Here is a 26,083-nt window from a genome sequence, read left to right as displayed (position 1 = left end):
GATGGAGGGCAACGGAGCCGTCCCCGCGCGGCCCTACAGCGCGATCGTCGTGGGCGGAGGAATCTCGGGGCTCGTCGCTGCGCTCGAGCTCAGACGCGCAGGCCTCGGGGTGACCGTGCTCGAGGCAAGCGGGCGCTGGGGTGGGTGCATCGGCGAGCACGAGGTGGCCGGACTGGTCCTCGACAGCGGCGCAGAGTCCTTCGCGACGCGTACGGACGCGGTCCGGACGCTCGTGGACGAGATTGGGCTCGACGGCGACGTGGTTCCGCCCCACCCGTCCGGCGCGTGGGTTCTGCTCCCCAATGGCCCGCAGGAGCTTCCCAAGACCGGCGTCCTCGGCATTCCCGCCAACCCCTGGGACCCCGAGGTCCGCGCTGCCCTCGGCTTCTGGGGCTCCGCCCGGGCGTCCCTCGACCGCGTGCTTCCCGTGCGCGAGCCGCGGCGGCAGGCGAGCGTCGCCGACCTCGTGCGGGTCCGCATGGGCCGGCGCGTGCTCGAACGGCTCGTGGCCCCGGTGGTGGGAGGCGTCCATTCCGCGGACCCTGCGGCGCTCGACGCCGACATGGTGGCCCCCGGACTCCGCCGGCTCATGGCAGAGAAGGGCTCCCTCGCCGCCGCCGTCTCCGCCCAGCGCGGGGCCGCCCGAGGGCGCAAGGCCGGCTCCGCCGTTGCGGGCATCCGGGGCGGACTGAACCGGATCATCACGGCTCTCGTCGGACGACTCACGGACGACGGCGTGCGGCTCGTCCCTGACGAACGGGTGGAGCGGCTGGACCGCACCACGGGAGCCGACGGCCGGCCGCTCTGGCGGGTGGGCGCCGTCGTCCGTCCCCAGATCGACACCGAGGAGGCGGCGCCGCTGCCGGAGACGGTGTACGAGGCCGATCTCGTGGTCGTGGCCCTCGACGGGCCCGCGGCGGTCGAACTCCTCTCCGACGCCGTTCCCGCTCTTGCGGGCCACGAGCCGGTGCCCGGGCCCGAGGTCAAGCTCGTCACGTTCGTGCTCGACTGTCCCGCGCTCGATGCACGTCCCCGCGGCACGGGGGTCCTCGTAGCCCCGCAGGTGGCCGGCATCGAGGCCAAGGCGCTCACGCACGCGACCGCGAAATGGGAGTGGCTCGCCGAGGCGGCGGGCCCCGGCACGCACGTCGTCCGGCTTTCCTACGGGCGCGCGGGGGATCCGGTCCAGGGCGTGGCCGGCATCGGCCCCGGGCCTGAGACCGACAACGAGCTGTTCGCGGCGGCACTCCGCGACGCCTCGACGCTCTTGAGCGTGGCGCTCTCGGCCGAGGATGTCCTCGGCTGGGACGTGGTGCGCTGGCAGGGGGCCCTTCCCTTCGCGACCGTGGGACACAGGGAACGGGTCACCCAGATCCGGGACCTCATCGGCGCGCAGCAGGGCCTTGCCGTGGTGGGCGGATGGGCCGCGGGGAACGGCCTCGCCGCCGTTGTCCCAGACGCCCGCGCTCAGGCGATCGGGCTCGCGGGAAGCCTCGATCGAGGAATGCCCGCATGATGTTCGTCACTTCTACATCCTGTAGAACATCTGAATTTCGAAATGCTGTTGCCGAAGGAGCACACTGGTCACCATGAGCCACACTTCTGTCGAATCTGTCACTAAAGCTGCGGGCCAGGACGAGGGCGCCGAAGAGACGCAGTTCTTTACCCTCTGGACCGTGTTCTGCCGCATCCCGGACGCCGCCGCGCCGAGCGGCAGCGCGGTGACCGACTTCGAGGCGCTCGTTGCCCGCCTCGCCGACGGCGGCGTCACCCTGCGCGGCGCCTACGACGTCTCCGCGATGCGCGCCGATGCGGACATCATGGTCTGGCTGCACGGCCCGGTGCCCGAGGCCCTCCAGCAGGCCGTGCGTGACATCCGCCGCAGCGACCTCTTCGCGGAGACCGAGATCGTCTGGTCCGCGATGGGCGTGCACCGCGAGGCCGAGTTCTCCAAGAGCCACACCCCGGCGTTCTCCCGCGGCGTCGAGCCGAGCACATGGCTCACCGTCTACCCGTTCGTGCGCTCGTACGAGTGGTACCTCCTGCCTGCCGAGGAGCGCTCCCGCATGCTGCGCGACCACGGCATGCTCGGCCGTGACTTCCCGCAGGTCCTCTCCAACACGGTCTCGGCATTCGCCCTCGGCGACTGGGAGTGGCTCCTCGCCCTCGAGGCGCCCGAACTCGTCGACCTCGTCGACATGATGCGCCACCTGCGCTACACAGACGCCCGCAACCACGTCCGCGAGGAGGTCCCCTTCTACACCGGGCGCCGCATCTCGCCCGCCGAGGTCGCCGAGGTCCTCGCGTGAGTGCCTCGACCTCTGGGGATACCGTCCAGATCACGGTCGACGGCGCCGTCGCACCTATCGCCGTCAGCGTTGCGCCGAATCCGGTCACCGAGGCCGGCCGTGCAGAGGCCGCCGAGTACGACGCGATCCTGCTCGCGTCCTTCGGCGGACCCGAGGGCCAGGACGACGTCCTGCCGTTCCTGCGCAACGTGACCCGAGGCCGCGGCATCCCTGACGAGCGCCTCGAAGCGGTGAGCCACCACTACCGCGCGTTCGGCGGGATCAGCCCCATCAACGCCCAGAACCGCGCCCTCAAGGCCGCGCTCGAGGCCGAACTCGCGGCGCAGAGCATCGACCTGCCCGTGTACTGGGGCAACCGCAACTGGGACCCCTACATCCCCCAGACACTCCAGGACATCTACGACGCCGGGCACCGCAAGGTCCTCATGCTCACCACGAGTGTGTACTCGTGCTACTCGAGCTGCCGCCAGTACCGCGAAGACATCGGCGTCGCGCTGACGGAGACCGGTCTGGCCGGCCGCCTGCGCGTGGACAAGGTCCGGCAGTACTTCGACCACCCCGGTTTCGTGGCGCCCTTCGTCGAGGGGACCTCGGCGGGCCTGAAGACCGTGAGGGAGGCGCTCGGCGCCGCCGACGGCTCGCGCGACTCCGAGATCCGCGTGCTCTTCTCGACCCACTCGATCCCGACCCGTGATGCCGAGGCCGCCGGCCGCTCGGAGGGCGAACCCCGCGAATTCGAGGGAGGCTCCGCCTACGTGGCGCAGCACCTCGCGAATGCTCGGGCCATCATGGCCGCCGTGGCTCCCCACGTGGCCTGGGACCTCGTCTACCAGTCCCGCTCGGGTGCCCCGCACATCCCCTGGCTCGAGCCGGACATCAACGACCATCTCGACGCCATCGCTGCAGGCGGCGAGGGGAGGCAGGCTGTCAAGGGGACAGTCATCGTTCCGCTCGGCTTCGTGAGCGACCACATGGAGGTCGTTTGGGACCTTGACACTGAGGCGCTCGACAAGTGCCGAGAGCTCGGGATCGAGGCCGTCCGCGTTCCGACGCCGGGCGTCCACCGCGAGTTCGTGGCTGGCCTCGTGAAGCTCATCAGTGAGCGGACCGTGGACCGAAACCTGGCCCAGCGGCCGCACGCGACCGACCTCGGCCCCTGGTACGACGTGTGCCGCCCGGGCTGCTGCGAGAACTTCCGCGGAGCCAAGCCGGTGATCGCGGAAGCGGGCACAGGGGAGAGCATCGTGCTCGGCGCGACCCACGATGCGTATCCGGACGCCACGGCCGAGCGGCAGGGCACAAGCGCACCGGGTACCGAGGCCTGAGCATGTCCGTTCGCATCGGAACGCGCGGGAGCGCGCTCGCCCTGACCCAGTCGCAGCAGACAGCCGACCTGCTCTCAGCCGTGGGAGGCTTCACGACCGAGCTCGTGCGCATCCGCACGGAGGGTGACGTCAAGACCGGATCCCTCGCGTCCCTCGGCGGGACCGGGGTGTTCGTCGCGGCGCTGCGCGAAGCGCTCCTCGCGGACCGGTGTGATGTGGCGATCCACTCGCTCAAGGACCTTCCCACCGCCGGCGCGCCCGGGCTGTCCATCGCGGCTGTCCCGGTCCGTGCCGACCACCGCGACGTGCTGTGCGCCCGCGACGGGCTCACCCTCGCCGAGCTGCCCTCCGGCGCCAGGATCGGCACCGGGTCGCCACGGCGCGCCGCCCAGCTGCGGGCCCTCCGGCCCGACCTCGAGGTCCTCGACATCCGCGGCAATGTCGACACGCGACTGGGCCGGGTTCCCGGACTCCCGGGCAACGCATCTGAGGCGCCAGGCGACCTCGACGCCGTCGTCCTCGCCGGCGCCGGGCTGGCCCGTCTGGGCCGCACGGACGTGGTCACCGAGCACTTCGAGCCCGAAGTCATGCTGCCGGCGCCCGGGCAGGGCGCTCTGGCAGTCGAGTGCCGCATCGAGGACGCCCCCGAACGGCCTGCGCACGGCGGTGCCGCGAGCGGCGCCTCTGCCGCTCAGGGCGTACTCGCGCACGCGCTCGCTGCGATCGAGGACGCCGATACCCGTCTCGCCGTAACGGCCGAACGCGCGCTCCTGGCCCGCCTCGAAGCCGGCTGTGCGGCACCCGTCGGTGCCTTCGCCCGGCGCAAGGGGAGCATGCTCCGACTCGAGGCCGTGGTGTGCGCGGTGGACGGCACGAAGTCGCTGCGCCTCGCGCGGGCCACCGACGGCCTGACCGAGGTCGGCGCGACCCTTCTGGGCATCGAGCTGGCCGAGGAGCTGCTGGCACAGGGCGCCGCGGACCTCGCAGACCTGCGCGCCTGATGGCCGCCAGCGATGCGGGGTCACCTCCCAGCGATGCGGGGTCACCTCCCAGCGATGCGGGGTCACCTCCCAGCGATGCGGGGTCACCTCCCAGCGATGCGGGGTCAGATCCCAGTGATGGGGGGTCACCCCTCAGCGATGCGGGGTCACGTCTCAGTGGCCCGGGGTCACGTCCCGGCGATGCGGGGTCACCTCTCGCGGGCCGAAGGGTACTGCTGACCCGCAGCCCAGACCGTGCCGGGGCCATGGCAGCGGCGCTGGCTGAGGCGGGCGCGGAGCCGCTGCTGCTGCCCATGATCGACTTCGAGCGTGCCCCGGATCAGGCCCTGCTGTCCGCGGCCCTCGACCGGCTCGCGGCGGGGGAGTACGGGTGGCTCGTCATCTCGAGTATCACGACTGTGCGCGCCCTCAAGGAGGTCGCGGCCACGCGAGGCGTCGGGCTTCCGGCGCTCGTACCGCCAGGGGTGCGGATCGCCACGATCGGCCCCAGTTCGCGCCGCGTGCTGGAGGCCGAGGGCCTCCGCGTGGACCTCGCTCCGGCAGGCAGGCAGTCCGCCGAGGGACTCGTCGAGCTCTGGGCGTACGCGGACGACGCGGGGGCCGCGGGCGGCGACGGTGCGGGCATCACCCGGGTGCTCATTCCGCAGAGCAACCTCGCGGCCCCGACTCTGGCCGAGGGACTGGACGCCCGCGGCTGGTCGGTCGAGACGGTCACGGCATACAGTACGGTGGACTATCCCGCGAACCCCGAACGGCGTCTCGTGACGAGTCTCGCTGCTGGTGAGCAGGCCGGGCAGGAAGCGCGCGCCGTCGTGCTTTCCCCCGACGAGGCCAACGACGAGCTGGCGGCGGGGAGTCTCGACGCGATCCTCGCCGCGTCGCCGAGCGCAGCCCGGCGGATCCACGACGTGCTCCATCCACTCGAGAAGACCCGACTCATCGCGATCGGCGAGCCGACCGCCGCCGAGCTGGAGCGGCTCGGCATTCCGGCTGCGACGACCGCCTCGGCTCCGTCCCCTGCAGGCATCGTGGACGCGATCGCCCGTTCGCTCAATCCCTGACCCACCTCGATCCTGAAAGTCACGCCATGAGCTTCCCGACCCACCGCCCCCGTCGCCTGCGCCAGACCCCTGCCCTGCGCCGACTTGTCGCCGAGACGCGTCTCCACCCCGCCGAGCTCATCCTGCCTGCATTCGTGCGGGAGGGACTCACCGAGCCGCAGCCGATCCAGTCGATGCCCGGCGTCGTCCAGCACACCTCGGACACGCTTCGGCGCGCGGCGGCCGAGGCCGCTGAGCTGGGGCTGGGCGGGATCATGCTGTTCGGCGTGCCCGAGGAGCGCGATGCCGAGGGCACCGCGTCGCTCGACCCCGACGGCGTGCTCAACGCGGGCATCCGCGCCGTGCGTGAAGAGGTCGGGGACTCGCTCGTGATCATGAGCGACGTGTGCCTCGACGAGTTCACCGATCACGGTCACTGCGGCGTTCTGGATGCCGAGGGCCGCGTGGACAACGATGCGACGCTCGAGATCTACGGGCAGATGGCGGTGGCGCAGGCTGAGGCGGGCGCCCACGTGCTCGGGCCGAGCGGCATGATGGACGGCCAGGTTGCCGTGATCCGCCAGGCGCTCGACGCCGCCGGCCGCCATGATGTCTCGATTCTCGCCTACGCCGCCAAGTACGCCTCGGCGTTCTATGGGCCGTTCCGCGAGGCCGTCGATTCGCAGCTGCAGGGCGACCGCCGCACGTACCAGATGGACGCCGCGAACCGCCGCGAGGCGCTCCTCGAGGTTGAGCTGGACCTTGAGGAGGGCGCGGACATGGTCATGGTCAAGCCGGCCATGAGCTACCTCGACATCCTCGCCGACGTCGCCGCCATGAGCCCGGTCCCCGTTGCCGCATACCAGATCTCGGGGGAGTACTCGATGATCGAGGCGGCGGCCGCACGCGGGTGGATCGACCGGAAGGCATCCATCCTGGAGTCCGTCCTGGGGATCCGCCGGGCGGGCGCGAACATGGTCCTCACGTACTGGGCGCCGGAGATCGCAGGCTGGCTCAAGGAGGCCTGAGCGGGGCACCGGTGCAACCGGGAGGGAATGAAGCAGCGAGCCTCGCGGTTTGAATGCATATGCATGCAGATGACGGGCACACCCCGGTCCTCCTCGGCCTCAACACGTTCGGCGATGTCGGGCTCGGCCCCGACGGTGAGCCGAAGCCGCACGCCCAGGTGATCCGCGACGTCGTCGAGGAAGGCGTCCTCGCCGATCAGGTGGGCCTCTACTCGTTCGACGTCGGCGAGCATCACCGCAAGGACTTCGCCGTCTCCGCGCCGGAGGTGGTCCTCTCGGCGATTGCGTCGAAGACGGAGAACATCCGGCTCGGCTCGGCGGTCACGGTCCTCTCCTCGGACGATCCGGTCCGTGTCTTCCAGCGCTTCTCGACGCTTGACGCTGTCTCGAACGGCCGCGCCGAGGTCATCCTCGGCAGGGGCTCGTTCATCGAGTCGTTCCCGCTCTTCGGCTTCGACCTCGAAGACTACGAGACGCTGTTCGAGGAGAAGCTCGAGCTGTTCGACCGCGTCCGCTCCCAGAACCCGGTCCGCTGGGAGGGCCGCCACCGCGGACCCATCAACGGACTCACGGCCTATCCGCACCTCGAGGACGGGCTCCTGAGGACATGGATCGGCGTGGGCGGCACGCCGCAGTCGGTGGTCCGGGCCGCGCAGTACGGCTACCCCGTGAGCTTCGCGATCATCGGCGGCGAGCCCGCGCGCTTCGCGCCCTACGTCGAGCTGTACAAGCGCTCGCTCGAGAAGTTCAAGCAGCCGTACACGATGCTCGCGACGCACTCGCCCGGGCACATAGCGGACACCGACGAGCAGGCCCGCGAGGAGCTCTTCCCGCACTGGCTCGCGATGCGCAACCGCCTCGGCGAGGAACGCGGGTGGGGCCCCGGCAGCCGTACCGAGTTCAACTCCCAGGCATCGCGTCCGGGGGCCCTGTATGTGGGCTCGCCCGAGACGGTGGCACGCAAGATCGCGGACACGCACAAGGCCCTCGGCACCGAGCGATTCGACCTCAAGTACTCCAACGGGACGCTCTCGCACGGCGCCATGATGAAGAGCATCGAGCTCTTCGGCACCAAGGTCGCACCGCTCGTGGCGGACCTGCTCGCGTAGGGCAACGTCGGCCGCGAAGGCGAGGGCCGGCGTCGTGCGCGTTGGGGCGGCACGCACGACGGCGGTCACTCGCCGCGCGCTGCCGTCGCGCCCTCCGCTGGATGGAAGAATGGGGGCATGACCACGTCCGAGGACCTCTTTGCCCGTGCCCGCTCGCTCATGCCGGGAGGGGTGAACTCGCCCGTTCGCGCGTTCGGTTCCGTGGGAGGGACGCCCCGCTTCCTCGTTTCCGCGAAGGGTCCGTACGTGACCGACGCGGACGGACGGGAGTACGCGGACCTCGTGTGCTCGTGGGGTCCCGCACTCCTGGGCCATGCCGTGCCGGAGGTCCTCGAGGCCGTCCACGCGGCCGTGGACCGCGGGCTGTCCTTCGGCGCCTCCACGCCGGACGAGGCTGCGCTGGCCGAGCTCCTGATCGGGCGCGTCGGGGCCGTCGAACGGGTGCGTATGGTCTCCACCGGTACCGAGGCGACAATGACCGCGATCCGCCTCGCACGCGGGTATACCGGTCGCGATCTCGTCGTGAAGTTCGCGGGTTGCTACCACGGGCACGTCGACTCGCTGCTCGCTGCGGCGGGCTCGGGAGTCGCGACGCTCGCGCTGCCGGGGTCCGCGGGCGTCACCGCTGCCACCGCCGCCGAGACCCTCGTCCTGCCGTACAACGACCTCGCCGCCGTCGAGGCAGCCTTCGCCGAGCACGGGTCGCGCGTCGCGGCCGTCATCACCGAGGCCGCACCGGCAAACATGGGCGTCGTCGCTCCCAGGGAGGGCTTCAACGAGGGCCTGCGCCGGATCACCGCCGAGCACGGCGCGCTCTTCATCATGGACGAGGTCCTCACCGGCTTCCGGGTGGGATCCGCGGGCTACTGGGGCCTCACGGGCCAGCATGAGGGGTGGGCCCCGGACCTGTTCACTTTCGGCAAGGTGATCGGCGGCGGCATGCCCGTCGCGGCCCTCGGCGGCCGCGCATCGATCATGGATTATCTGGCGCCGCTGGGGCCGGTGTACCAGGCCGGCACGCTGTCCGGAAACCCGGTGGCGATGGCTGCGGGTGTCGCGACCCTGCGTCTGGCCACCGATGCCGTGTACGCGCACATCGATGCGCGGGCGGCAGACCTTTCGGCGGCCGTCTCGGCGGCACTGTCTGCCGAGGGGGTCGACCACTCGATCCAGCGGGCCGGCAACCTGTTCTCCGTCGCGTTCGGCACGTCCGAGCGCGGCGTGCACAACTACGCTGACGCGCAGGCCCAGGAGGCGTTCCGCTACGGTCCCTTCTTCCATTCGATGCTCGACTCCGGTGTGTACCTGCCGCCGAGCGTCTTCGAGGCCTGGTTCCTCTCCGCCGCCCACGACGACGCCGCGATGACCCGCATTTTCGATGCGCTCCCGGCCGCGGCTCGGGCCGCCGCGGCGGCCCTTCCGGGCGCGTAGGGACATGACCCCGCGTCGCTGAAACATGACCCCCAGTCGCTGATACGTGACCCCGCATCGTGCCTGCCCGACGCGGGGTCACCTTTCGGCGTTGTGGGGTCTCTGGCAGCCGGTTGTGGGGTCTCTGGCGCCTATGCGAGCGTCCCGATCAGGGCCGCGCCCTGCTCGGCGAGCAGCCCGCCGCCGATGCCGAGCATGAGCACCCCACTCACGAGCGTCACGATCTGCGCCCGCTTCGGCTTGGCGGCCAGGAGTCGGCGCGCTGCCACCGCCACGAGGGTGTAGACCACGATGGTGAACGCGAGATGGGTGAGCCCCATCGCCGTGGTCTGGGCGACGACTGGCATCGGCGAGCCGGTGCGCACGAACTGCGGCATGACTGCCGCGAACAGCAGCAGTGCCTTGGGATTGATCCCGCTCGTGCCGAGGCCCTTGAGGAAGTCGACCATGGGACCCGGGGTGCGCACGGCGGCGTCGAGCGCCTCCCCCGAGGGCAGCGTCGCCCCGCCCCCGGTGAATCCTGCCCGACGCCAGCCACGCGTCGTCGTAACTCCTAGCCAGACCAGGTACACCGCCCCGGCGATGGAAAGCATGGAGACCAGATCGGGCCGTGCAGCGAGCAGCATTCCGAGCCCCATCGCGACCAGGGCCGTGTGCACCACGTATCCCGCGCACAGCCCCGCGATCGACGGCGCCGGGGAGCCGGGGCGGAGACCCGCGGCAATGGTGTATGCCCAGTCCGCGCCCGGGGTGAGCGCGAGCGTGAGGGAGATGGCGGCGAAGCCGAGCAGCGGGGTCAGATCCATGCTGCAAGAGTACGAATCTTGCCCCGAGAAGTGCTCACCAATTTCTCGCCTCGGAATCGATCTTGGGATAGATTCCTATCGTGATCGACGCAATCGACAAGAGTATTTTGCGTACCCTCCAGCGTGACGGGCGGATGACGGCGACGGCGTTGGCATCCGAGGTCGGCCTGACCGTGGCACCGTGCCACCGCAGGCTCAAGGACCTCGAGTCGTCTGGGGTGATCCGCAGCTATCGGGCGGAGGTCGATCCCGCGAAGGTCGGGCTAGGGTTCGGGGCGATGGTCTTCGTGACCCTGCGCGAGACCTCCCAGGAGCGCATCCGCGCCTTCGAGGACGCCGTCGTGGCCGAGCCGCAGATCGTCGAGGGGTACCGGCTCTTCGGCGACCCCGACTACCTCCTGCGCTGCGTCGCCGCCGATCTGCCCGCGTACCAGCGCCTCTACGACGAGCACCTCGCCGCTCTGCCGGGCGTCGCGAAGCTCACCTCGACGATTGTCATGCGCGACCTCAAGGGCGCCGGGGGCCTCCCGTTGTAGGGCACGGTCCCGCTGGAGCCGGCACGGACGACGGCGGGGTCCCCCGCAAGTGGGGACCCCGCCGTCGTGCGTGGAGCGGAAGCTCCGACGCTGCGCTTCTAGAGCACGTCGGACAGGAAGCGCTTGAGCCGGTCGGTCTGCGGGCTGTCGAAGAGCTTCTCTGGCGCCCCGGACTCGACGACGACGCCGCCGTCCATGAAGGACACCGTGTCCGAGACGTTCCGCGAGAAGCCCATCTCGTGAGTCACAACCACCATGGTCATACCGCCCTTGGCGAGGTCGGCCATGAGCGCGAGGATGCCCTTGACGAGCTCGGGGTCCAGAGCGGACGTGGCCTCGTCGAAGAACATGACCTCCGGCTTCATCGCCAGCGCCCGTGCGATGGCGACCCGCTGCTGCTGGCCACCCGAGAGGGTGGCCGGCCGCACGTCCGCCTTGTGCTTGAGCCCCACGAGGTCAAGCTGGGCGAGCGCCTCGTCGCGAGCCTGCTCCTTGGGCACTCTGCGGAGCTTGCGCAGGGCGAAGGCAACGTTCTCTCCCACGCTCTTGTGGGGGAAAAGGTTGAACTGCTGGAAGACCATGCCGATACGCCGGCGCAGCTCGTCGGGGCTGTCCTTCAGGACGGACTTGCCGTCAAGAAGGATGTCCCCGGCATCGGGCTCGATGAGCCGGTTCATCACGCGCAGGAGCGTTGACTTCCCCGAGCCCGAGGGGCCGATGACGGAGGCCGTTGTGCCAGCAGGGACGGTGAGGTCGATGCCACGCAGAACCTTGTTGCTTCCGAACGCGAGGTGGATGCCTTTGGCCTCGAGGGATCCAGAGGAGAACTGGCTCATGACTTGGCTCCCTTCCCGACGATGGCTGCGGCCTCGTCCGGCTCTGGCCTCTCGGCGCGGTTCTTGGACCGGCCGGTCCGCAGGCGGGCGTCGATCCAGTTCACGAGATGCGTCAACGGGATGGTCATGGCCAGATAGAAAATCGCCGCCGCGACGTAGGGCGAGAGATTGCCGGTGTTCGCTGCGGTGTCTTGGCCGATTTGGAACAGTTCCCGCTCCCGCGAGGTGACGCCGATCGTGAAGACGAGGGACGAGTCTTTGATCAGCGAGATGAACTGGTTCATGAGCGCAGGAAGCACGCGGCGGACGCCCTGCGGCACGACGATCATCCGCATAGACGGCCCGTAGCCGAAGCCGAGGGCGCGCGCAGCCTCGAGCTGGCCCTTCTCGACGCTTTGAATGCCCGAGCGGAAGATCTCGCCGATGTACGCAGCGGAGATGAGAGAGAGCGCAGCGACGCCCATCGGATAGGGGCTCGTGATGCCGGTGAACACGCGGAGGATGGGGCCGAACCCTAGGCTGATCGCGAGGATCGTGAGGATCGCCGGGAGTCCACGGAAGATGTCCGTGTACCCCCGGGCGATCCACCGCACCACAGGATTACGCGAGATACCCATGAGCGCGAGGAGCATGCCGAGCAGGGTCCCGATGATCCCGGAGGAGATCGCGAGCACGAGCGTGTTCGGCAGGCCGACCGCGAACATGGCCGGCAGGACCTCGCCGATGACCTTCCAGTCAAAGAAGGTCTCGCCGAGTTTGGTCAGGTAATCCATGTGGTGCCTGTCTGTCGACTAGGTGGGTGCAACCGACTACTTGGCAGTACTGACCTGGACGGCCTTGCTGCCCGGCTTCCAGCCCTCGGGAGTCTGCTCCTTCAGGGTGGGGCGGTCCGAGTACCACTGTGCGGTCAGTTTGGACCACGTGCCATCGGCGATCACCGCATCGAGCGCCGAGTTGAGCGCGTCGATGAGGGGCTGGTTCTCCTTGGCCACAGCGTAAGCAGTGAAGTTCTGGGTGTTGACCTTCTTCTGTGCGATGACCGTGCCGTCACCGGACTTGACCTGGCCCTCGGCCTGCTGCGACGGGGCGACCCACGCGTCGATCTGTCCGCTCTTCACATTGGCGTAGACGGTGTTGTAGTCGGGGAACCGCACGGGCTCGAGCTTGAGCGTGTTCGTGACGAAGTCGTCCTGAACGGTGCCCTGGACAACGCCGATGCGGACGCCCTCCTTGAGGTCATCGAAAGTCTTCACCTTCGCGCCGTCCTTCGTGACGATGGCCATGTAGCCGAAGTCATATCCGTTGGTGAAGGAAACCGTCTCGCGGCGTGCGTCCGTGGTGGAGATCGACGACGAGCCCATGTCGAACTGCTTCGTCTTGACCTGGGCGAGGAGGCTCTGGAACTTCGTGGAGACGAACTCGACCTTGAGGCCGAGCTTGGCGGCCATGGCCTTCAGGAGCTCGTTGTCGTACCCCGTGAAGTTGCCGTCCTTGTCGATGAAGATGTTCGGCGGCGCGTCGGAGAGCGTGCCGACCTTGATGGTGCCGGGCGTGATGAGGCCGAGCTTCGAGGTGTCGATCTTGTCGACTGGGGTCACCGACGCGGTCGTGTACTTGTCGAGGGCCTGCTGGTCGCTGCCCTGGAGAGCATTGGTCGGAGTGCCGGACGACGACGTCGTTGCGCCGCCGCAGGCGGCCAGCGTGAGGGCGAGTACGGCCGCGACGGGTGCGACCGTGAGCCACTTGGGTGCTTTGAGCTTCATGGAGAGCCATCGCTTTCTGATGTGAATGCAGGACGCGCGCGTGTACCGTGCGATCGGCACGGTGGGACGTCTGGGCTGCATACCATTATGAGCTACTGGCACTTTGGGCATAGACGGAGAACACATTCCGAAATATTGCAACGATCATCGAAGATTCTTCGGCGGCCCATCTCGACCACTCCCTCATCTGAATCAGGCTAGGCGTCGGAACGGAATCCATGAACACGCCTGCAGAATGCGGAAGTTCCCACGCCGCTGTGTGATCTCACTCTCAGGTGATCCTCCGTCGCTGCAGCAGACTGCAATGCAGCGCGGATGGTGACCGGTCCCGAGCAGCCCGGAGGACGAAGGCTAGAAGCCAGCCTGACCGGCGTCGTGCGGGAGGAGCACCGGCCAGTCACCCTCCACGACGGCGGTGGGCTTGGTCCGGCGGAGGTACGACTGGAAGTCGGCGGCCTGGGCGGCCGACCAATCGATCTGGTTGTGGTGGAGATGGGCCGCAGGCCTGTCGAGCTCGGGGAAGCGCGTGACCATGGCGTCCAACAGCTGCGCTGCGGCGAGCGCGTCCGCACCCGAGCTGTGTGCGTCCGTGAGGATCACGCCGTACTGCTCGCACAGGGCTCCGAGGGTGCGCTTGCCTTTGCGGAACCTCTCGACCTGCTTGTTGATGACGTACGGATCCAGGACGGGGAATCGCGTGAGCTGGGAGATGCCGTGCCGCGCGCACTCTGCCGCCATGACCGTGAAGTCGTACGAGGCATTGAAGGCCACGACAGGCACCCCGCGATCGAAGAGATCCTGGAGCGTGGAGGCGACCTCGCCCACCACCTCCCCGGCAGGCCGACCCTCCGAACGGGCCTTCTCGGTGGTGATTCCATGGACCTCAGCGGCTTCGGCGGGGATCTCGACGCCGGGATCGGCGAGCCATTCGTGTTCGACCTCGACGCTGCCGTCCGCAGCGAGCACCACGATGCTGGCGGTGACGATTCGAGCCGCACGGGAGTTGCGTCCTGTCGTCTCGAGATCGAAGGCCGCCCTGGCCCCAGCGTTCCACGGCTGGGCATTATGGATTGCGGGGGTCTGGAGCTGGGGGTTCTGGGCTTCGCTCTTCATGCTGCAACGCTATTCGCGGCCTCCGACATTTCTCGTCGAGGCACGCCAGCGCGCTTGGACAATCGTGTGGGCGCCCCCGACTAGGCTGGAGCGATGCGGGAGGAGTACGTCGATGCGGTGCTGGCCGTCATCGAGCTCATCCCGGAAGGGCGTGTCGTTGCCTATGGCGACGTGGCCGAGCTGCTTGGTGCGGGCGGACCACGCCAGGTGGGGGCCGTCATGTCCCACTACGGCGGTCAGGTGGCGTGGTGGCGCGTCCTCAAGGCAAGCGGCGCGGCTCCAGAATCGCTTGAGGCCCGCGCGCTCGACAACTACCTCGCGGAGGGCACCCCGCTACGGGGCGAGCCCGGCCGGGGGGCGTGGCGCGTTGACCTTGCCCGGGCCAGATGGGCCCCCACGGACGAAGAGCTCGACGCCGTCGAGGAGATCGCGGACCTCCTCGAGACCCGGCTTCACGGCGCCGGCCGACTGCATCGAGAAATGTCGGACCCCGACGATGGAATCGATCCATGACCGCGCATCCTGCCTCCGCAACCACGCTGGAGCTCCTTGGTCCGTCCGCGCAGCGCCTTGAGCGCAGCTGGGTGCCCTCTCCGGACCAAGAGCAGGTGCTCGCACTCGAGCGGGGAAGCGGTCCGATCCTCGTCTGGGGTGCGCCCGGAACAGGGAAGAGCCGCGTGCTTGTCGAGTCTGCAGTCATGAGAGTGAGGCGGGACGGCGTTGACCCCGCAGGGGTCCTGCTGCTTGCCCCCACGAGAGCTGCTTCGGCTCGGCTCCGCGACGCCTTTACCGCGCGGCTTGACCGCAGCCTGAGCGCGCCCCCGGCACGAACGTGGCAGTCCTATGCCTTCGACCTCATCCGCCGTGCCCGTGCCGAGGGGCGCCTCGACTGGCTCGCCCGCCCACCGCGGCTCCTCTCGGGCTCCGAGCAGGACCTGATCGTCAAACAGATCCTCGAGGGCCATCGGGCCTCCGGGGTTGGGCCCGCATGGCCGAAGGGGTTCGAGGCGGCTCTGGGCACGCGCGGCTTCAGGCAGGAGGTCCGCGAGCTCTTCGACCGGATCACCGAATACGGCACGACGGCGGACGAGCTCGCCCAGCTCGGGGCCCGGGCAGGGCGCCCCGAATGGGTTGCCGCCTCCCAGCTCTATGCGGAGTACCGCGACATCATTGAGCTCCGCATGCCGGAGGCCTTCGACCCGGCCGGGATCATCACCACCGCCCGCATGATCCTCACGGAGGACGCGGACCTGCTCGCCCAAGAGCGCGCGAGGCTCGAGCTGGTCTGCGTCGACGACGTCCAGGAATCGAGCCCGTCGGTCCTCGAGCTCCTCGCTGTCCTGTGCGACGGACGCGACGTCATCGCCACTGCGGCCCCCGATGTCGTTGTGCAGGGCTTCCGCGGCGCACGGCCTGAGCTCGTGCCGAGCCTGCGCGTACTCCTCGGGTCCCTTGCGGAGTTCTCCCTGACCACCTCACAGCGGCTCCCGGCCGGGATCGCGGCGGCGTGGGAGGGCGTCGCGCAGCGGATCTCCGCCATCCCGGGCGGGCAGTCCGCGCGACGACTCGTGGTGCCGGGCCACCGGGAGCGCCCCGACGCGGCAGGCGACAGCGCCCCCGCCGTCGAGGCCCACGTGCTGCACTCATCGCTCCACGAGCTGCGCTATCTCGCCCACCGGATCCAGGATTCCCGCCTGCTCGGCGGCATCGGGTACGGGCAGATGGCTGTGATCGTCCGCTCAGGGTCCAAGCTCGAGCAGATCCAACGGTTCCTCGCGGGCCAGGGCATCCCCGTCAAGGTGCCCATCGCGGAGACTGCGGTTCGCGACGAGGCCGCCGTCCGGCCGCTGCTCACGGCCTTCAGGCTCGCGCTCCGCCCTGAGGAGCTCACGGCGGAGACCGCGGTGGAGCTCCTCACCTCGCGCATCGGTGGCGCCTCGGCACTCGAGCTGCGCAGGCTGCGGCAGTCGCTCCGCCAGCTTGAGCTGTCCGCGGGAGGCGGCAGGGCCAGCGATGCGCTCCTCGTCGAGGCCCTCGAGATCCCAGGGGCCCTCGACGCGCTCGGCCTCGAGGCCAGCGCCGCGCGGAGGATCTCCCGTATGATCGCCCGCGGCCGGGCCGCCTCCGAGGAGGCCGGCGCCACCGCAGAGACCGTTCTCTGGGCCCTGTGGGACGCCGCCGGGCTCGCCAAGCGCTGGTACGGCCTCGCATTGTCGGGCGGGGTCCTGGGGCTGCGCGCGGACCGCGATCTCGATGCACTCATGGCCCTGTTCCACACGGCAGAGCGGTACGTGGACAGGCTTCCCGGCGCATCGCCGGGCCAGTTCCTCGATTACCTCACCGAGCAGGAGCTGCCCATGGACACCCTTGCGCCGCGCGCACAGGCCGAGGACGCCGTCGAGCTCCTGACGCCCGCGAGCGCGGCTGGACGCGAGTGGAGGCTCGTGTTCGTCGCGGGCCTGCAGGACGGCGCTTGGCCCAACACGCGCCTGCGTGGGGAGCTCCTCGGAAGCACCCTCTTCACCGACTGCCTTGACCTCGGAGTCGTGTCGGCACTTCTCGTCACTGCGCGGGCGCGGGTCCAGGACATCCGCTACGACGAACTGCGCTCATTCTCGGCAGCTGTCTCGCGGGCCTCCGAGCGCCTCGTGTGCACTGGCGCCTCCACCGAAGACGAGGTGCCCTCGCCGTTCCTCGACTACATCGCCCCGCTTCCCGACGACGTGACCGTGCGGCCCTTCACCCTCGTACCGCGCAGTCTGGGGCTTCGGCCCCTCGTGGCTGAGTTGAGGCAGTCGGTGGAACAGGACGACGACGATGCCCCGTTCGCGGCGAGCCTCCTTGCGGACCTTGTCGCCGCGGGCGCACCCGGTGCCCACCCCGGCGAGTGGTATGGCCTCGCGCCGCTGAGCAGCGCGGGCCCGGTGGTGCCGCCGGAGGGAACCGTCTATGTCTCGCCCTCCAAGGTTGAGACAGCTTCGAAGAATCCCCTCGACTGGTTCGTCTCGGCCGCCGGGGGAGAGGCAACCACGGATTTCGCCCGGAGTCTTGGGACCCTGGTCCACGCCATCGCACAGGACATTCCGGCGGGCACGTCGCCCGAGTATCTGGCCGAACTACGGCGCCGCTGGCCTAGCCTTGGCCTCGGCGATTCGTGGGAGGGAGAGCTCGACTTCGAACGGGCCACGTCGATGGTCCGGAAGCTCGCGGAGTATGTCCGCACGAATGGTCGTGAACTCCTCGGCGTCGAGGTCGACTTCGCCACGTCCTTGGAAGGCATCGGAACAGCGGAGATCGCCGCGCGCACAGTGCTGCGCGGCCAGGTCGACCGGCTCGAGGTCGACGACGCGGGCCGGCTCGTCGTTGTCGACCTCAAGACAGGCAAGCGCAAACCGAAGGCGGTCGAGCTCGAGGAGCACGCCCAGCTGGCCTCCTACCAGGTGGCCGTACTGGCCGGCGCCTTCGCGGATGAAGGCGAGGCTCAGCCGGGCAGTGGATCCGCCGGAGGAGCCGAACTCGTCCAGCTCGGCGACGGGACGGTCAAGCTCACGGTCCAGCAGCAGACAGCCCTCGACGACGCGGCGTGGGCCATCCAGCTCGTCGAGCGCGCAGCGGAGATCATGGCCGGTGCGACCTTCGAGGCTCGCCATGAGCCCGGGGCCGGGTTTTCGGGCGGGTGCAGGCTGCCCGACGTCTGCCCGCTGTGCTCGCGCGGACGGCAGGTGACTGAATGAGCGCAGATGCCGTCGATTTCGGTGTCAGGGAGGGGCCCGGCGAGCCCTCCAACGGGTCTCTCGGCGAGGTTCCCGAACCGCGATTTACCCCCGAGGAGCTCGCCGAACTCCTCGGACAGCACCGGCCCACTCCGCAGCAGTCCGAGATCATCTCGTCGCCGCTCGAACCTCGCCTCGTCGTCGCGGGAGCAGGCTCCGGCAAGACTGCGACGATGGCGGACCGGGTCGTGTGGCTCGTGGCCAACGGCTGGGTGCGGCCCGACGAGGTGCTCGGGGTGACGTTCACACGTAAGGCTGCTGGCGAGCTCTCAGCGCGCATCCGCACCCAGCTGGGCCGTCTCACCCGTCTCGCCCGCCGCGGCATCGAGGGCATCGCCCCTTCCGCCGCCGATCCCGAGTCGCTCGACCCGACCGTCTCCACCTACCATTCGTTCGCGAACACCGTGGTCCAAGACCACGGACTGCGGCTGGGAGTCGAGCGTGACGCGGTGATCCTCGGCCCGGCGCAGTCGTTCCAGCTTGCCGCCCGCGTCGTGGAGGCCTACGACGGCGGTACGTGGGACGGCTTCCCGGCCAAGAGCACTCTCATCGCCGCCGTCACCCAGATGGCTGGCGAGTGCGCCGAACACCTGCAGGAACCCGAGAGCGTGCGCGAATGGCTCGAGCACGAGGTAGCCCGGCTTGAGAAGCTTCCGCCGGGGGGACGCGGAGGGAAGCAGACTGCCGCGGCGCTGGAGCTGCTCAAGAAGCTGCGCAACAGAGCGCTCGTGGCACGACTTGCCGCGCGCTACGCTGCCGCCAAGCGGGACCGCGGAGTCCTGGACTACGGCGATCTCGTGGCGCTGGCCGCGCGTGTCGCGACGACCGTCCCGGAGGCCGGCCGACTGCTGGCGTCGCAGTACCGCACGGTGCTCCTGGACGAATTCCAGGACACGTCCTACGCCCAGCTGGTGCTGTTCTCCGCCCTGTTCGGGGGCGGGCAGGCCGTGACGGCAGTGGGTGATCCGAACCAGTCGATCTACGGCTTCCGCGGAGCCTCCGCGGGGCAGCTCGAGAGCTTCCCCCGCGTCTTCCCGCGTGTGACGCACGACGGCGCGCTCGCACCCGCGTGGACCTCTCACCTCACCACCGCCTGGCGGAACTCGACGACCGTGCTCGAGACTGCCAACACCGTTGCCGCCCCGCTGGCACGTCCGCCCGCCTACCTCGTGGGAGGCGCGCGTGTCGACGTGCGGGGGCTTGAGCCTCGCCCGTACGCGGACGCAGGCCGCGTACGGATCGGGCGGTTTCCCGATGAACGTGAAGAGGCGACCGCGGTCGCCGACGAACTCGAGGCCTTCATCCGGACTTGGCCGTCACGGGAGGGCAGCGAGTCCCAACACGGTCCGACCCTTGCGGTCCTGTGCCGCAAGCGGTCCCAGTTCGCCGCAATCCGGGGCGAGTTCGAGCGCAGGGGGATGGCCTTCGAGGTCGTCGGATTGGGCGGCCTGCTCGACACGCCTGAAGTCATTGACATCGTCTCGACCCTGAGGGTCATCGCAGACCCAGGCCGCTCCGATGCCCTCATGCGCCTCCTGGCCGGCGCGCGCTGGAGGATCGGTTCGGCGGACCTCATGGCGCTCGCCGACTGGTCGCGCCACCTAGCGGCGCTCCGGGCCCACGCCGCCCGGCCCGATGAACAGGATCTTGATGCACCCGGCACGGAGGAGGACGCCTTCATCGAGGGTGATCTTGCCGAGGCCTCAAGCCTTATCGAGGCGATCGACCGACTGCCGCGGGATGCATGGGCGTCGGGCGCCGGGCGCAGCCTGAGCGTCGAAGGCCTCTCCCGTCTGGGCCGCGTGCGCGACGAACTGCGCACGCTGCGGTCGATGGCCGGGGACGACCTCTCCACCGTCATCTCGCACGTCGAGCGAGCATTGCTCCTCGACATCGAGCTCGCGGCCCGGCCCGGCGTCTCGGTGCACGAGGCGCGGCGCAACCTGGACGCGTTTGCCGAGGCGGCAGCCTCCTTCCTCGCCCAGTCGCACGAGCCTGGGCTGCTCGCATTCCTGACCTGGCTCGAGGCTGCGGCACAGGAGGAGTCCGGGCTCGACATGGCCCCGAGTGATCCGACGCCGGGGGCCATCCAGCTCCTGACCATTCATGCGTCGAAGGGCCTCGAGTGGGACGCTGTCGTGGTTGCCGGCCTCAACCGCGGGATGTTCCCGTCCGGCGGGAACGACAGGTGGACGAGCGGGACATCGGCCCTTCCCTGGCCGCTGCGTGGGGACCGCGAGGACCTTCCGGCCTGGGACACCGACCAGCCCGACCAGAAGGGCTGGGTCGACGCAGAGAAGCTCTTCTCCGAGGACGCTTCCGAGCATGCGGAACGTGAGGACCGGCGCCTCGCCTACGTCGCGTTCACCCGTGCTCGTTCGCTGCTCGTGGCCACAGGCTTCGCGTGGAGCAGCACGCGGACCAAGCCCATGGAGGCCTCCCCGTTCCTGGACGAACTGCACGAGGCCGCCGGTGCGCATGGCTTCGAGGTCATCGCGTGGGCCGACGACGCCGACCTGCCGGACGAGAACCCTCTGCAGGCGGAATCCGAACGCGCCCGTTGGCCCTACGACCCGCTCGAAGGGCCGCTCGACGCGGTGACGGGGCTCCGCCGCAGCCTCGCCCCGGGCCGACGTGCCGCCGTCGAAGCCGCTGCCGGGAAGGTCTTGGCCAAGATCCACGGGCCCGGTCCGGGGGAAACCCGCGACACCGGACACCCCGCTGCCCCCCGACACGCTGCCGCAGAAGGACATCGCGCCGCCGTCGGACGCGCTGCGGACTGGGCCCGTGAGGCCGAGCTGCTGCTAGCAGAGCAGACCCGGTCCGAGGGCGCCGCAGGAGTCCGGCTTCCCGAGCACGTCTCGGCCTCCACACTCGTAGCCCTCGGCGAGGACCGGGACGCGGTGGTGCGCCAACTCCGGCGGCCGGTCCCGCGAAGGCCCGGGATGGCGGCCCGAAGGGGCACCGCTTTCCACGCCTGGGTCGAGGAGCACTACGGCACGAGCGCCATGCTCGACCTTGAGGGCTTCGACAGCTCGGACGAGCACGTGGACGAGGCCTACGAGCTGGGCACGCTCGTGCGGGCGTTCAAGCGCACGGAATGGGCCGATCGTCGGCCCGCACACGTCGAGGTCCCCATCGAGACCCGGGTGGGGCCCGTCGTCGTACGCGGCCGGATTGATGCCGTGTTCCGGGATGCCGACGGCGGATGGGACCTCGTCGACTGGAAGACCGGGAGGGCGCCGAAGGGTTCCGAGGCGAAGTCCCGCTCGGTCCAGCTGGCGGTCTACCGTCTGGCCTGGTCCCGTCTCACCGGCGCACCGCTCGAGACGATCCGCGCCGCGTTCTGTTACCTCGCGGACGGAACCGTGGTGCGTCCCACCGGGCTCGCGGGGGAGGCAGAGCTCGAGGCACTTGTCGCGAAGGCGCTGCGTTAGCCGGACGGGGCTCCTGGTGCCGGCGCTACGCCTCGGGCAGGCGGTTGGAGACCGACACCACCGGCAGGGCGGTGGTGTCGGTCTCCGTCTGGCCGTCCGCGTCGTCATCCTCGGCTGCGGCGCCCGTCAGTGCCGGGGTGCGGCCGGCTGGGCTGCTCACCGACACCGCGTCGACGGGTACGGCCTCGGCGGGTGCGCCGTCGGGGTCCTCATCCTCGAGGATCGGGCCCGCCGCCGCGGCCTCGGCTTCAGCCGCTTCGCTCGCCTCGATGTCGGCGGCGAGCTCGGCGAGCATGTGCCGTGCGTCCGCCACGGCACCGTCGTCGCCGAGGGCGAGGGCCTTCACGAGGTACTGGGCGAGCGCGAACTCGGCTGCGAGGGCCGCGCGGCGGGCCAGCTGCGGGTCGACCGGCTCCTTGCGGGAGGAATGGTAGGCGGCGAGGACGGACTCGATGAACTTCGGTTCATTGGATGCCACGAGCCAAGCGAAGTCGTCGGCCGGGTCACCGATCCGCAGGTCCGTCCACCCTGTCACGGCGGTGACGCGCTCCTCGTCGACGAGGAGGTTGTCCTCGTGCAGGTCGCCGTGGACAACCGTCGGGTTGAACCGCCACAGTGTCACGTCCTCCATGGCCTGCTCCCATCGGCGCAGGAGCACAGGTGGGATCTTCCCCGTCGTGGCGGCCTGATCGAGCTCGTTGAGGCGTCGTTGGCGGAAGCCGTTGGCTGTGTAGGAGGGCAGATCCGCGCCGTCGACGAGCGACTGGGGAAGGCCATGGATCGCCGCGAGCGTTGCGCCGACTTCCCGAGCGAGGCGTGCGGTGCCAGCAGTGAGTTCGTCGAGCCCACGGACCGTCCCCGTCAAGTTCGTGTACACGCAGGTGGTCAGGCCGTCCATCCGGACGGTCCCCGCGACTGCGGGCATCTGGAACGGCAGCTCCGCGCGCACCGACGGATCGAAAGCCCTCAGCACGGTCATCTCCGTCTCGAGGCGTGCGCTCGCCTCTGTTCCACGCGGGCAGCGGATGCGCCACCGCCGCCCGTCCGCGGTCTCGAGGAGTGCGGCGTCGAAATCGGTCGCGTCGTCCGGGGAAGCCGCGGCAGCGGTCGGCTTCAGTCCGGGGACGGCGGCGGTGGCGATGGCAGCCAGCTCGAACGGAGTGCGTTTCACCTTATCCACGCTAGCCGGATGCCGCGGCCCGATCACGGTCCCACGCCGAACACCGCCCAGCGGCGCAGGCCACGTGCGCACAGCTACGGCCACAGTTCGCGCTCATCGTCCACATACGGTGTTGGCCCGGTTGTGCGAGTGTCAGAGGGCCTCAGTACCGTAGTGCTATGACTTCCGGTTCGCTCCCACGGGTTAATGACCCAGCCCACCCGTCCGCCGCTGACCGCACAGCACTCACGGCGTTCGACGGCGAAGGCCCCGTGGCCGGATGGCTCACCGACCGCCTGCTCCCGGTAGGCGTGGAGGCCCTCGACCGGCGCTCCGCAGATCGCGCGGACCCGGACTTCCTCCATTCCGTGGTGCACCAACCCGGGACCGTCGCCGTGCTCTACTCACAGCACCGGGCAGCCCACGCCGGGGAGCACCTCGCCTTCCTCCCCGCCCACAGCCTGCCCGCGGAATGGCTTGACGGGCTCGTCGTATACCTCGGCCAGCTCCCGCAGGAGCGCACGACGCCGCACGCGAACCCCGGTTCCGACGTCGTCCTGGTGATCCTCCCCGAACCCGTGGAACCTGTCTCCGCCGTCATGTCAGAGCCCGCCGAGGAGGGCGCCTCGCTGCTGCCCGAGGACACCAACTGGGCAGGCTTCCGCGAGTCCGGGTCCCGGCTCGACGTCGTCGAGGCGGGGGTCCTTCTCGAGGCGACAGCCATCGCGAACTGGCACGCCGGGCATCCACGGTGCCCGCGCTGCGGCGCACTCACTCAAGTGGTCCACAGCGGCTGGGTGCGCCGCTGCCCGGAGGACGGCTCGGAGCACTTCCCCCGCACAGATCCCGCGATCATCGTCACGGTCGTCGGGCCGGAGGACAGGGTGCTCCTCGGGACCGGGGCGAGGATGCGGTCCACGATGTTCTCGACGCTCGCCGGTTTCGTCGAGCCGGGTGAGTCACTCGAGCAGGCGGTTGTGCGCGAGATTCTCGAGGAGGTCGGGGTGCGGGTGACCGAGTGCCAGTACCTGGGGTCTCAGCCGTGGCCGTTCCCTGCCTCGCTCATGCTCGGCTTCACGGCCCGCACGGAGGACACCGTGGCGCAGCCCGACGGCGCGGAGGTACTGCGCGCGCGCTGGTTCAGCCGCGAGGAGCTTGCCGCGGCGGCGGGCTCAGGCGAGATCACACTCCCCAGCCGTCTGTCGATCTCGAGGGCCCTCATCGAGCATTGGTACGGCGGCGAGATCGCAGAGCCCGGGTCCGCGGTGTCCAAGTGATCGATACCAGCGCGCCGCACGCCGAGCACGGGACCCTCGAGGACAGGCTCCTCGGCGGGCTCGACGACGAACAGCGCGAGGTTGCGACCACTCTCCAGGGCCCGGTCTGCGTTCTCGCCGGCGCGGGAACGGGCAAGACCAGAGCGATCACCCACCGAATCGCGTACGGCGTCCATTCGGGCGTCTACTCTCCCCAGAGCGTGCTCGCGGTCACGTTCACGGCCCGCGCCGCCGCCGAGATGCGCAGCAGACTGCGGGACCTGGGCGTCGGCGGGGTCCAGGCACGCACCTTCCACGCCGCGGCACTGCGCCAGCTCCAGTACTTCTGGCCGCAGGCGGTGGGGGGGACGCTGCCGGCACTCCTTGAGCACAAGGCGCAGGCTATTGCCGAGAGCGCCCGGCGGCTGCGGCTCACCGTGGACCGTGCAGCCATCCGCGACCTGGCCTCCGAGATCGAGTGGGCCAAGGTCTCGATGCTGACCCCTTCCACCTACCTCGAGGGCGCTTCCGGCCGAGGAGAGCCGGGCGGACTGCAGCCGCCCGTCGTCGCACGCCTGTTCGAGGCGTACGAGGACGTCAAGGTGGACCGGAACCTCATCGACTTCGAGGACGTCCTGCTCATCACGGTCGGCATCCTCCAGGAGGACGCCAAGGTCGCGGCCACGGTCCGCGAACAATACCGGCACTTCGTCGTCGACGAGTACCAGGACGTGTCCCCACTCCAGCAGCGGCTTCTGGAGCTGTGGCTGGGCGGACGCGAGGAGCTGTGCGTGGTGGGCGATGCGAGCCAGACCATCTACTCGTTCACCGGCGCGACGAGCGCCCACCTGCTCGAGTTCGGCAAGCACCATCCGGGCGCGTCGATCATCCGGCTCGTGAGGGACTACCGCTCGAGCCCACAGGTGGTCCGGCTCGCGAACCAGCTGCTGGGGTCCCGGCGCAGCGGCGGACCCGCCGCCGATGCGCGGTGGGCGCAGCCCCTGACGCTCCTCGCCCAGCGGCCCGACGGCCCTGAGCCCGAGTTTGCCGAGTGCTCGGACGACGAGTCGGAGGCGGCCGCAGTCGCCCGCCGGATCGCGGCGCTCATCGCGGCCGGGACCCAGGCGAAGGACATCGCGGTCCTCTTCCGCACCAACGGCCAGTCCGAGGCGTTCGAACAGGCTCTCTCTGCCGCCGGGATCGGGTACCAGCTGCGCGGCGGCGAGCGGTTCTTCAACCGGCGCGAAGTCCGCGATGGGCTCCTGCAGCTGCGCGGCGCGGCCCGCGCCGAGGCGGACGACGGCGTGCCGGTAGGCCAGCGCGTGCGCGACGTCCTCTCGTCGCTGGGCTACTCCGAGCAGGCACCGACGGGCAGCGGCGCGACCCGGGAGCGCTGGGAGTCCCTCGCCGCCCTCGTGGCGCTCGCCGACGAGCTCTCGGCCGCGCGCGGAGAGGGCTTTGGCCTCACGGAGTTCGTCGCCGAGCTCCAGGAGCGGGCCACCTCCCAGCATGCGCCCGCGGTCCAGGGAATTACCCTGGCGTCTCTCCATGCAGCGAAGGGCCTCGAGTGGGATGCCGTGTTCCTCGTGGGCCTGAGCGAGGGTCTCGTGCCGATCTCCTTCGCGGATACTCCGGTCACGATCGACGAGGAGCGCAGGCTCCTCTACGTCGGCATCACCCGAGCCAGGGAGTTCCTCCACCTCTCGTGGTCATTGTCCAGGACGCCAGGCGGCCGCGCCCACCGGCGGCCGTCGCGGTTCCTCGACGGACTCAGGCCGGGCGGCGCCACGTCGTCGCACACCGGCGGTGCCGCACGTAAGCGGCGTGAGCTCAAGGGGCCCACGACGTGCCGGGTGTGCGGGACGATCCTCTCCACCGGCGCCGAGCGCAAGGTGGGCCGCTGCTCCACGTGCCCCCCGAGCTACGAGGAGTCCACGTTCGAGGCCCTTCGGGCCTGGCGCCTCGAGCAGGCCAAAGCATCGGACGTCCCCGCGTTCGTCGTGTTCACCGACGCGACCCTGACGGCGATTGCCGAGGCGAAGCCCGTCAGCCTGGCGGAGCTCTCCCAAGTCGCCGGCGTCGGCCGGGCCAAGCTCGAGCGCTACGGCGAGGCTGTCCTGGAGCTGCTCCGTGACTCATGACAAGGGCCAAGCGCGCGGTC

General features: G+C 69.9%; 20 protein-coding genes. 14 read left to right on the top strand and 6 right to left on the bottom strand.

All coding sequences use genetic code 11. The features are described from left to right. The first annotated feature begins 1 nt into the window (after nt 1). The 8 genes from hemG (at nt 2) to hemL (ending at nt 9,243) form a co-directional block, all read left to right on the top strand. Nucleotides 2–1,516 carry a protoporphyrinogen oxidase gene (gene hemG, locus AB5L97_RS12555; protein WP_369044917.1) on the top strand — a complete coding sequence of 505 codons (1,515 nt, stop codon included), beginning with the start codon at nt 2–4 and terminating at the stop codon, nt 1,514–1,516. A gap of 73 nt (nt 1,517–1,589) precedes the next feature. After that, nucleotides 1,590–2,309: a hydrogen peroxide-dependent heme synthase gene (hemQ, locus tag AB5L97_RS12550; protein ID WP_369044916.1), complete on the top strand. Its 720-nt coding sequence runs from the start codon at nt 1,590–1,592 to the stop codon at nt 2,307–2,309. A 29-nt stretch (nt 2,310–2,338) separates the two neighbouring features. Beyond that, nucleotides 2,339–3,634: a ferrochelatase gene (locus AB5L97_RS12545; protein ID WP_423246857.1), complete on the top strand. Its 1,296-nt coding sequence runs from the start codon at nt 2,339–2,341 to the stop codon at nt 3,632–3,634. A gap of 2 nt (nt 3,635–3,636) precedes the next feature. Next, nucleotides 3,637–4,635 carry a hydroxymethylbilane synthase gene (hemC, locus tag AB5L97_RS12540; protein ID WP_307957924.1) on the top strand — a complete coding sequence of 333 codons (999 nt, stop codon included), beginning with the start codon at nt 3,637–3,639 and terminating at the stop codon, nt 4,633–4,635. Between the two features lie 245 nt (nt 4,636–4,880). Then, nucleotides 4,881–5,696 (top strand): uroporphyrinogen-III synthase, encoded by an 816-nt coding sequence (locus tag AB5L97_RS12535; protein WP_307957923.1) that lies wholly within the window; start codon nt 4,881–4,883, stop codon nt 5,694–5,696. A gap of 26 nt (nt 5,697–5,722) precedes the next feature. Further along, nucleotides 5,723–6,703 (top strand): porphobilinogen synthase, encoded by a 981-nt coding sequence (hemB, locus tag AB5L97_RS12530; RefSeq protein ID WP_307957922.1) that lies wholly within the window; start codon nt 5,723–5,725, stop codon nt 6,701–6,703. 59 nt (nt 6,704–6,762) lie between these two features. Next, the gene (locus AB5L97_RS12525) at nt 6,763–7,812 is read left to right on the top strand and encodes an LLM class flavin-dependent oxidoreductase (protein ID WP_369044915.1); all 1,050 of its coding nucleotides are present in this window, start codon (nt 6,763–6,765) and stop codon (nt 7,810–7,812) included. A gap of 117 nt (nt 7,813–7,929) precedes the next feature. Beyond that, nucleotides 7,930–9,243 (top strand): glutamate-1-semialdehyde 2,1-aminomutase, encoded by a 1,314-nt coding sequence (hemL, locus tag AB5L97_RS12520; protein ID WP_369044914.1) that lies wholly within the window; start codon nt 7,930–7,932, stop codon nt 9,241–9,243. A 131-nt stretch (nt 9,244–9,374) separates the two neighbouring features. On the opposite strand, the gene AB5L97_RS12515 is transcribed toward hemL, so the two are convergent. Beyond that, complete coding sequence (locus AB5L97_RS12515; RefSeq protein ID WP_307957919.1) at nt 9,375–10,049, bottom strand: LysE family translocator; 675 nt, start codon at nt 10,047–10,049, stop codon at nt 9,375–9,377. An 80-nt stretch (nt 10,050–10,129) separates the two neighbouring features. Between AB5L97_RS12515 and AB5L97_RS12510 the strand changes: the two genes are divergently transcribed. Beyond that, entirely contained in the window at nt 10,130–10,585 is a 456-nt protein-coding gene (locus tag AB5L97_RS12510; protein WP_307957918.1) for an Lrp/AsnC family transcriptional regulator, read from the top strand. A gap of 98 nt (nt 10,586–10,683) precedes the next feature. On the opposite strand, the gene AB5L97_RS12505 is transcribed toward AB5L97_RS12510, so the two are convergent. The 4 genes from AB5L97_RS12505 to AB5L97_RS12490 form a co-directional block, all read right to left on the bottom strand. After that, the gene (locus AB5L97_RS12505; protein WP_369044913.1) at nt 10,684–11,421 is read right to left on the bottom strand and encodes an amino acid ABC transporter ATP-binding protein; all 738 of its coding nucleotides are present in this window, start codon (nt 11,419–11,421) and stop codon (nt 10,684–10,686) included. Next, a complete protein-coding gene (locus AB5L97_RS12500) occupies nt 11,418–12,194 on the bottom strand; it encodes an amino acid ABC transporter permease (RefSeq protein WP_369044912.1) in 777 nt (258 codons plus the stop codon). The genes AB5L97_RS12505 and AB5L97_RS12500 overlap by 4 nt, the downstream gene beginning before the upstream one ends. Before the next feature lie 36 nt (nt 12,195–12,230). After that, nucleotides 12,231–13,184, bottom strand: a complete 954-nt coding sequence (locus AB5L97_RS12495; RefSeq protein WP_307957915.1) for an ABC transporter substrate-binding protein — start codon at nt 13,182–13,184, stop codon at nt 12,231–12,233. A gap of 351 nt (nt 13,185–13,535) precedes the next feature. Beyond that, nucleotides 13,536–14,297, bottom strand: a complete 762-nt coding sequence (locus tag AB5L97_RS12490; RefSeq protein ID WP_369044911.1) for a 3'-5' exonuclease — start codon at nt 14,295–14,297, stop codon at nt 13,536–13,538. Nucleotides 14,298–14,390: 93 nt separating this feature from the next. On the opposite strand from AB5L97_RS12490, the gene AB5L97_RS12485 reads away from it, so the two are divergent. The 3 genes from AB5L97_RS12485 to AB5L97_RS12475 are packed head-to-tail and all read left to right on the top strand — an operon-like array spanning nt 14,391 to nt 21,507. After that, nucleotides 14,391–14,810 (top strand): MGMT family protein, encoded by a 420-nt coding sequence (locus AB5L97_RS12485; protein WP_369044910.1) that lies wholly within the window; start codon nt 14,391–14,393, stop codon nt 14,808–14,810. Next, entirely contained in the window at nt 14,807–18,031 is a 3,225-nt protein-coding gene (locus AB5L97_RS12480) for an ATP-dependent helicase (protein WP_369044909.1), read from the top strand. The genes AB5L97_RS12485 and AB5L97_RS12480 overlap by 4 nt, the downstream gene beginning before the upstream one ends. Continuing rightward, nucleotides 18,028–21,507, top strand: coding sequence for an ATP-dependent helicase (locus tag AB5L97_RS12475; RefSeq protein ID WP_369044908.1), 3,480 nt, complete (start codon nt 18,028–18,030; stop codon nt 21,505–21,507). Before AB5L97_RS12480 ends, AB5L97_RS12475 begins: the two co-directional genes overlap by 4 nt. 25 nt (nt 21,508–21,532) lie before the next feature. Here AB5L97_RS12475 and AB5L97_RS12470 read toward each other — a convergent pair whose 3' ends face one another. Beyond that, nucleotides 21,533–22,678 carry a macrolide 2'-phosphotransferase gene (locus AB5L97_RS12470; protein ID WP_369044907.1) on the bottom strand — a complete coding sequence of 382 codons (1,146 nt, stop codon included), beginning with the start codon at nt 22,676–22,678 and terminating at the stop codon, nt 21,533–21,535. A 167-nt stretch (nt 22,679–22,845) separates the two neighbouring features. On the opposite strand from AB5L97_RS12470, the gene nudC reads away from it, so the two are divergent. Then, nucleotides 22,846–23,943, top strand: coding sequence for an NAD(+) diphosphatase (gene nudC, locus AB5L97_RS12465; protein WP_369044906.1), 1,098 nt, complete (start codon nt 22,846–22,848; stop codon nt 23,941–23,943). Further along, entirely contained in the window at nt 23,940–26,063 is a 2,124-nt protein-coding gene (locus AB5L97_RS12460) for an ATP-dependent DNA helicase UvrD2 (RefSeq protein ID WP_369044905.1), read from the top strand. The genes nudC and AB5L97_RS12460 overlap by 4 nt, the downstream gene beginning before the upstream one ends. The last annotated feature ends 20 nt before the right edge of the window (nt 26,064–26,083 follow it).

Origin of the sequence: Sinomonas sp. P10A9, from assembly GCF_041022165.1 — a bacterium.
Lineage (GTDB): Bacteria > Actinomycetota > Actinomycetes > Actinomycetales > Micrococcaceae > Sinomonas > Sinomonas puerhi.
Note: the sequence above shows the minus strand (reverse complement) of the source record. Positions and strands in the feature narration are given on the sequence as shown.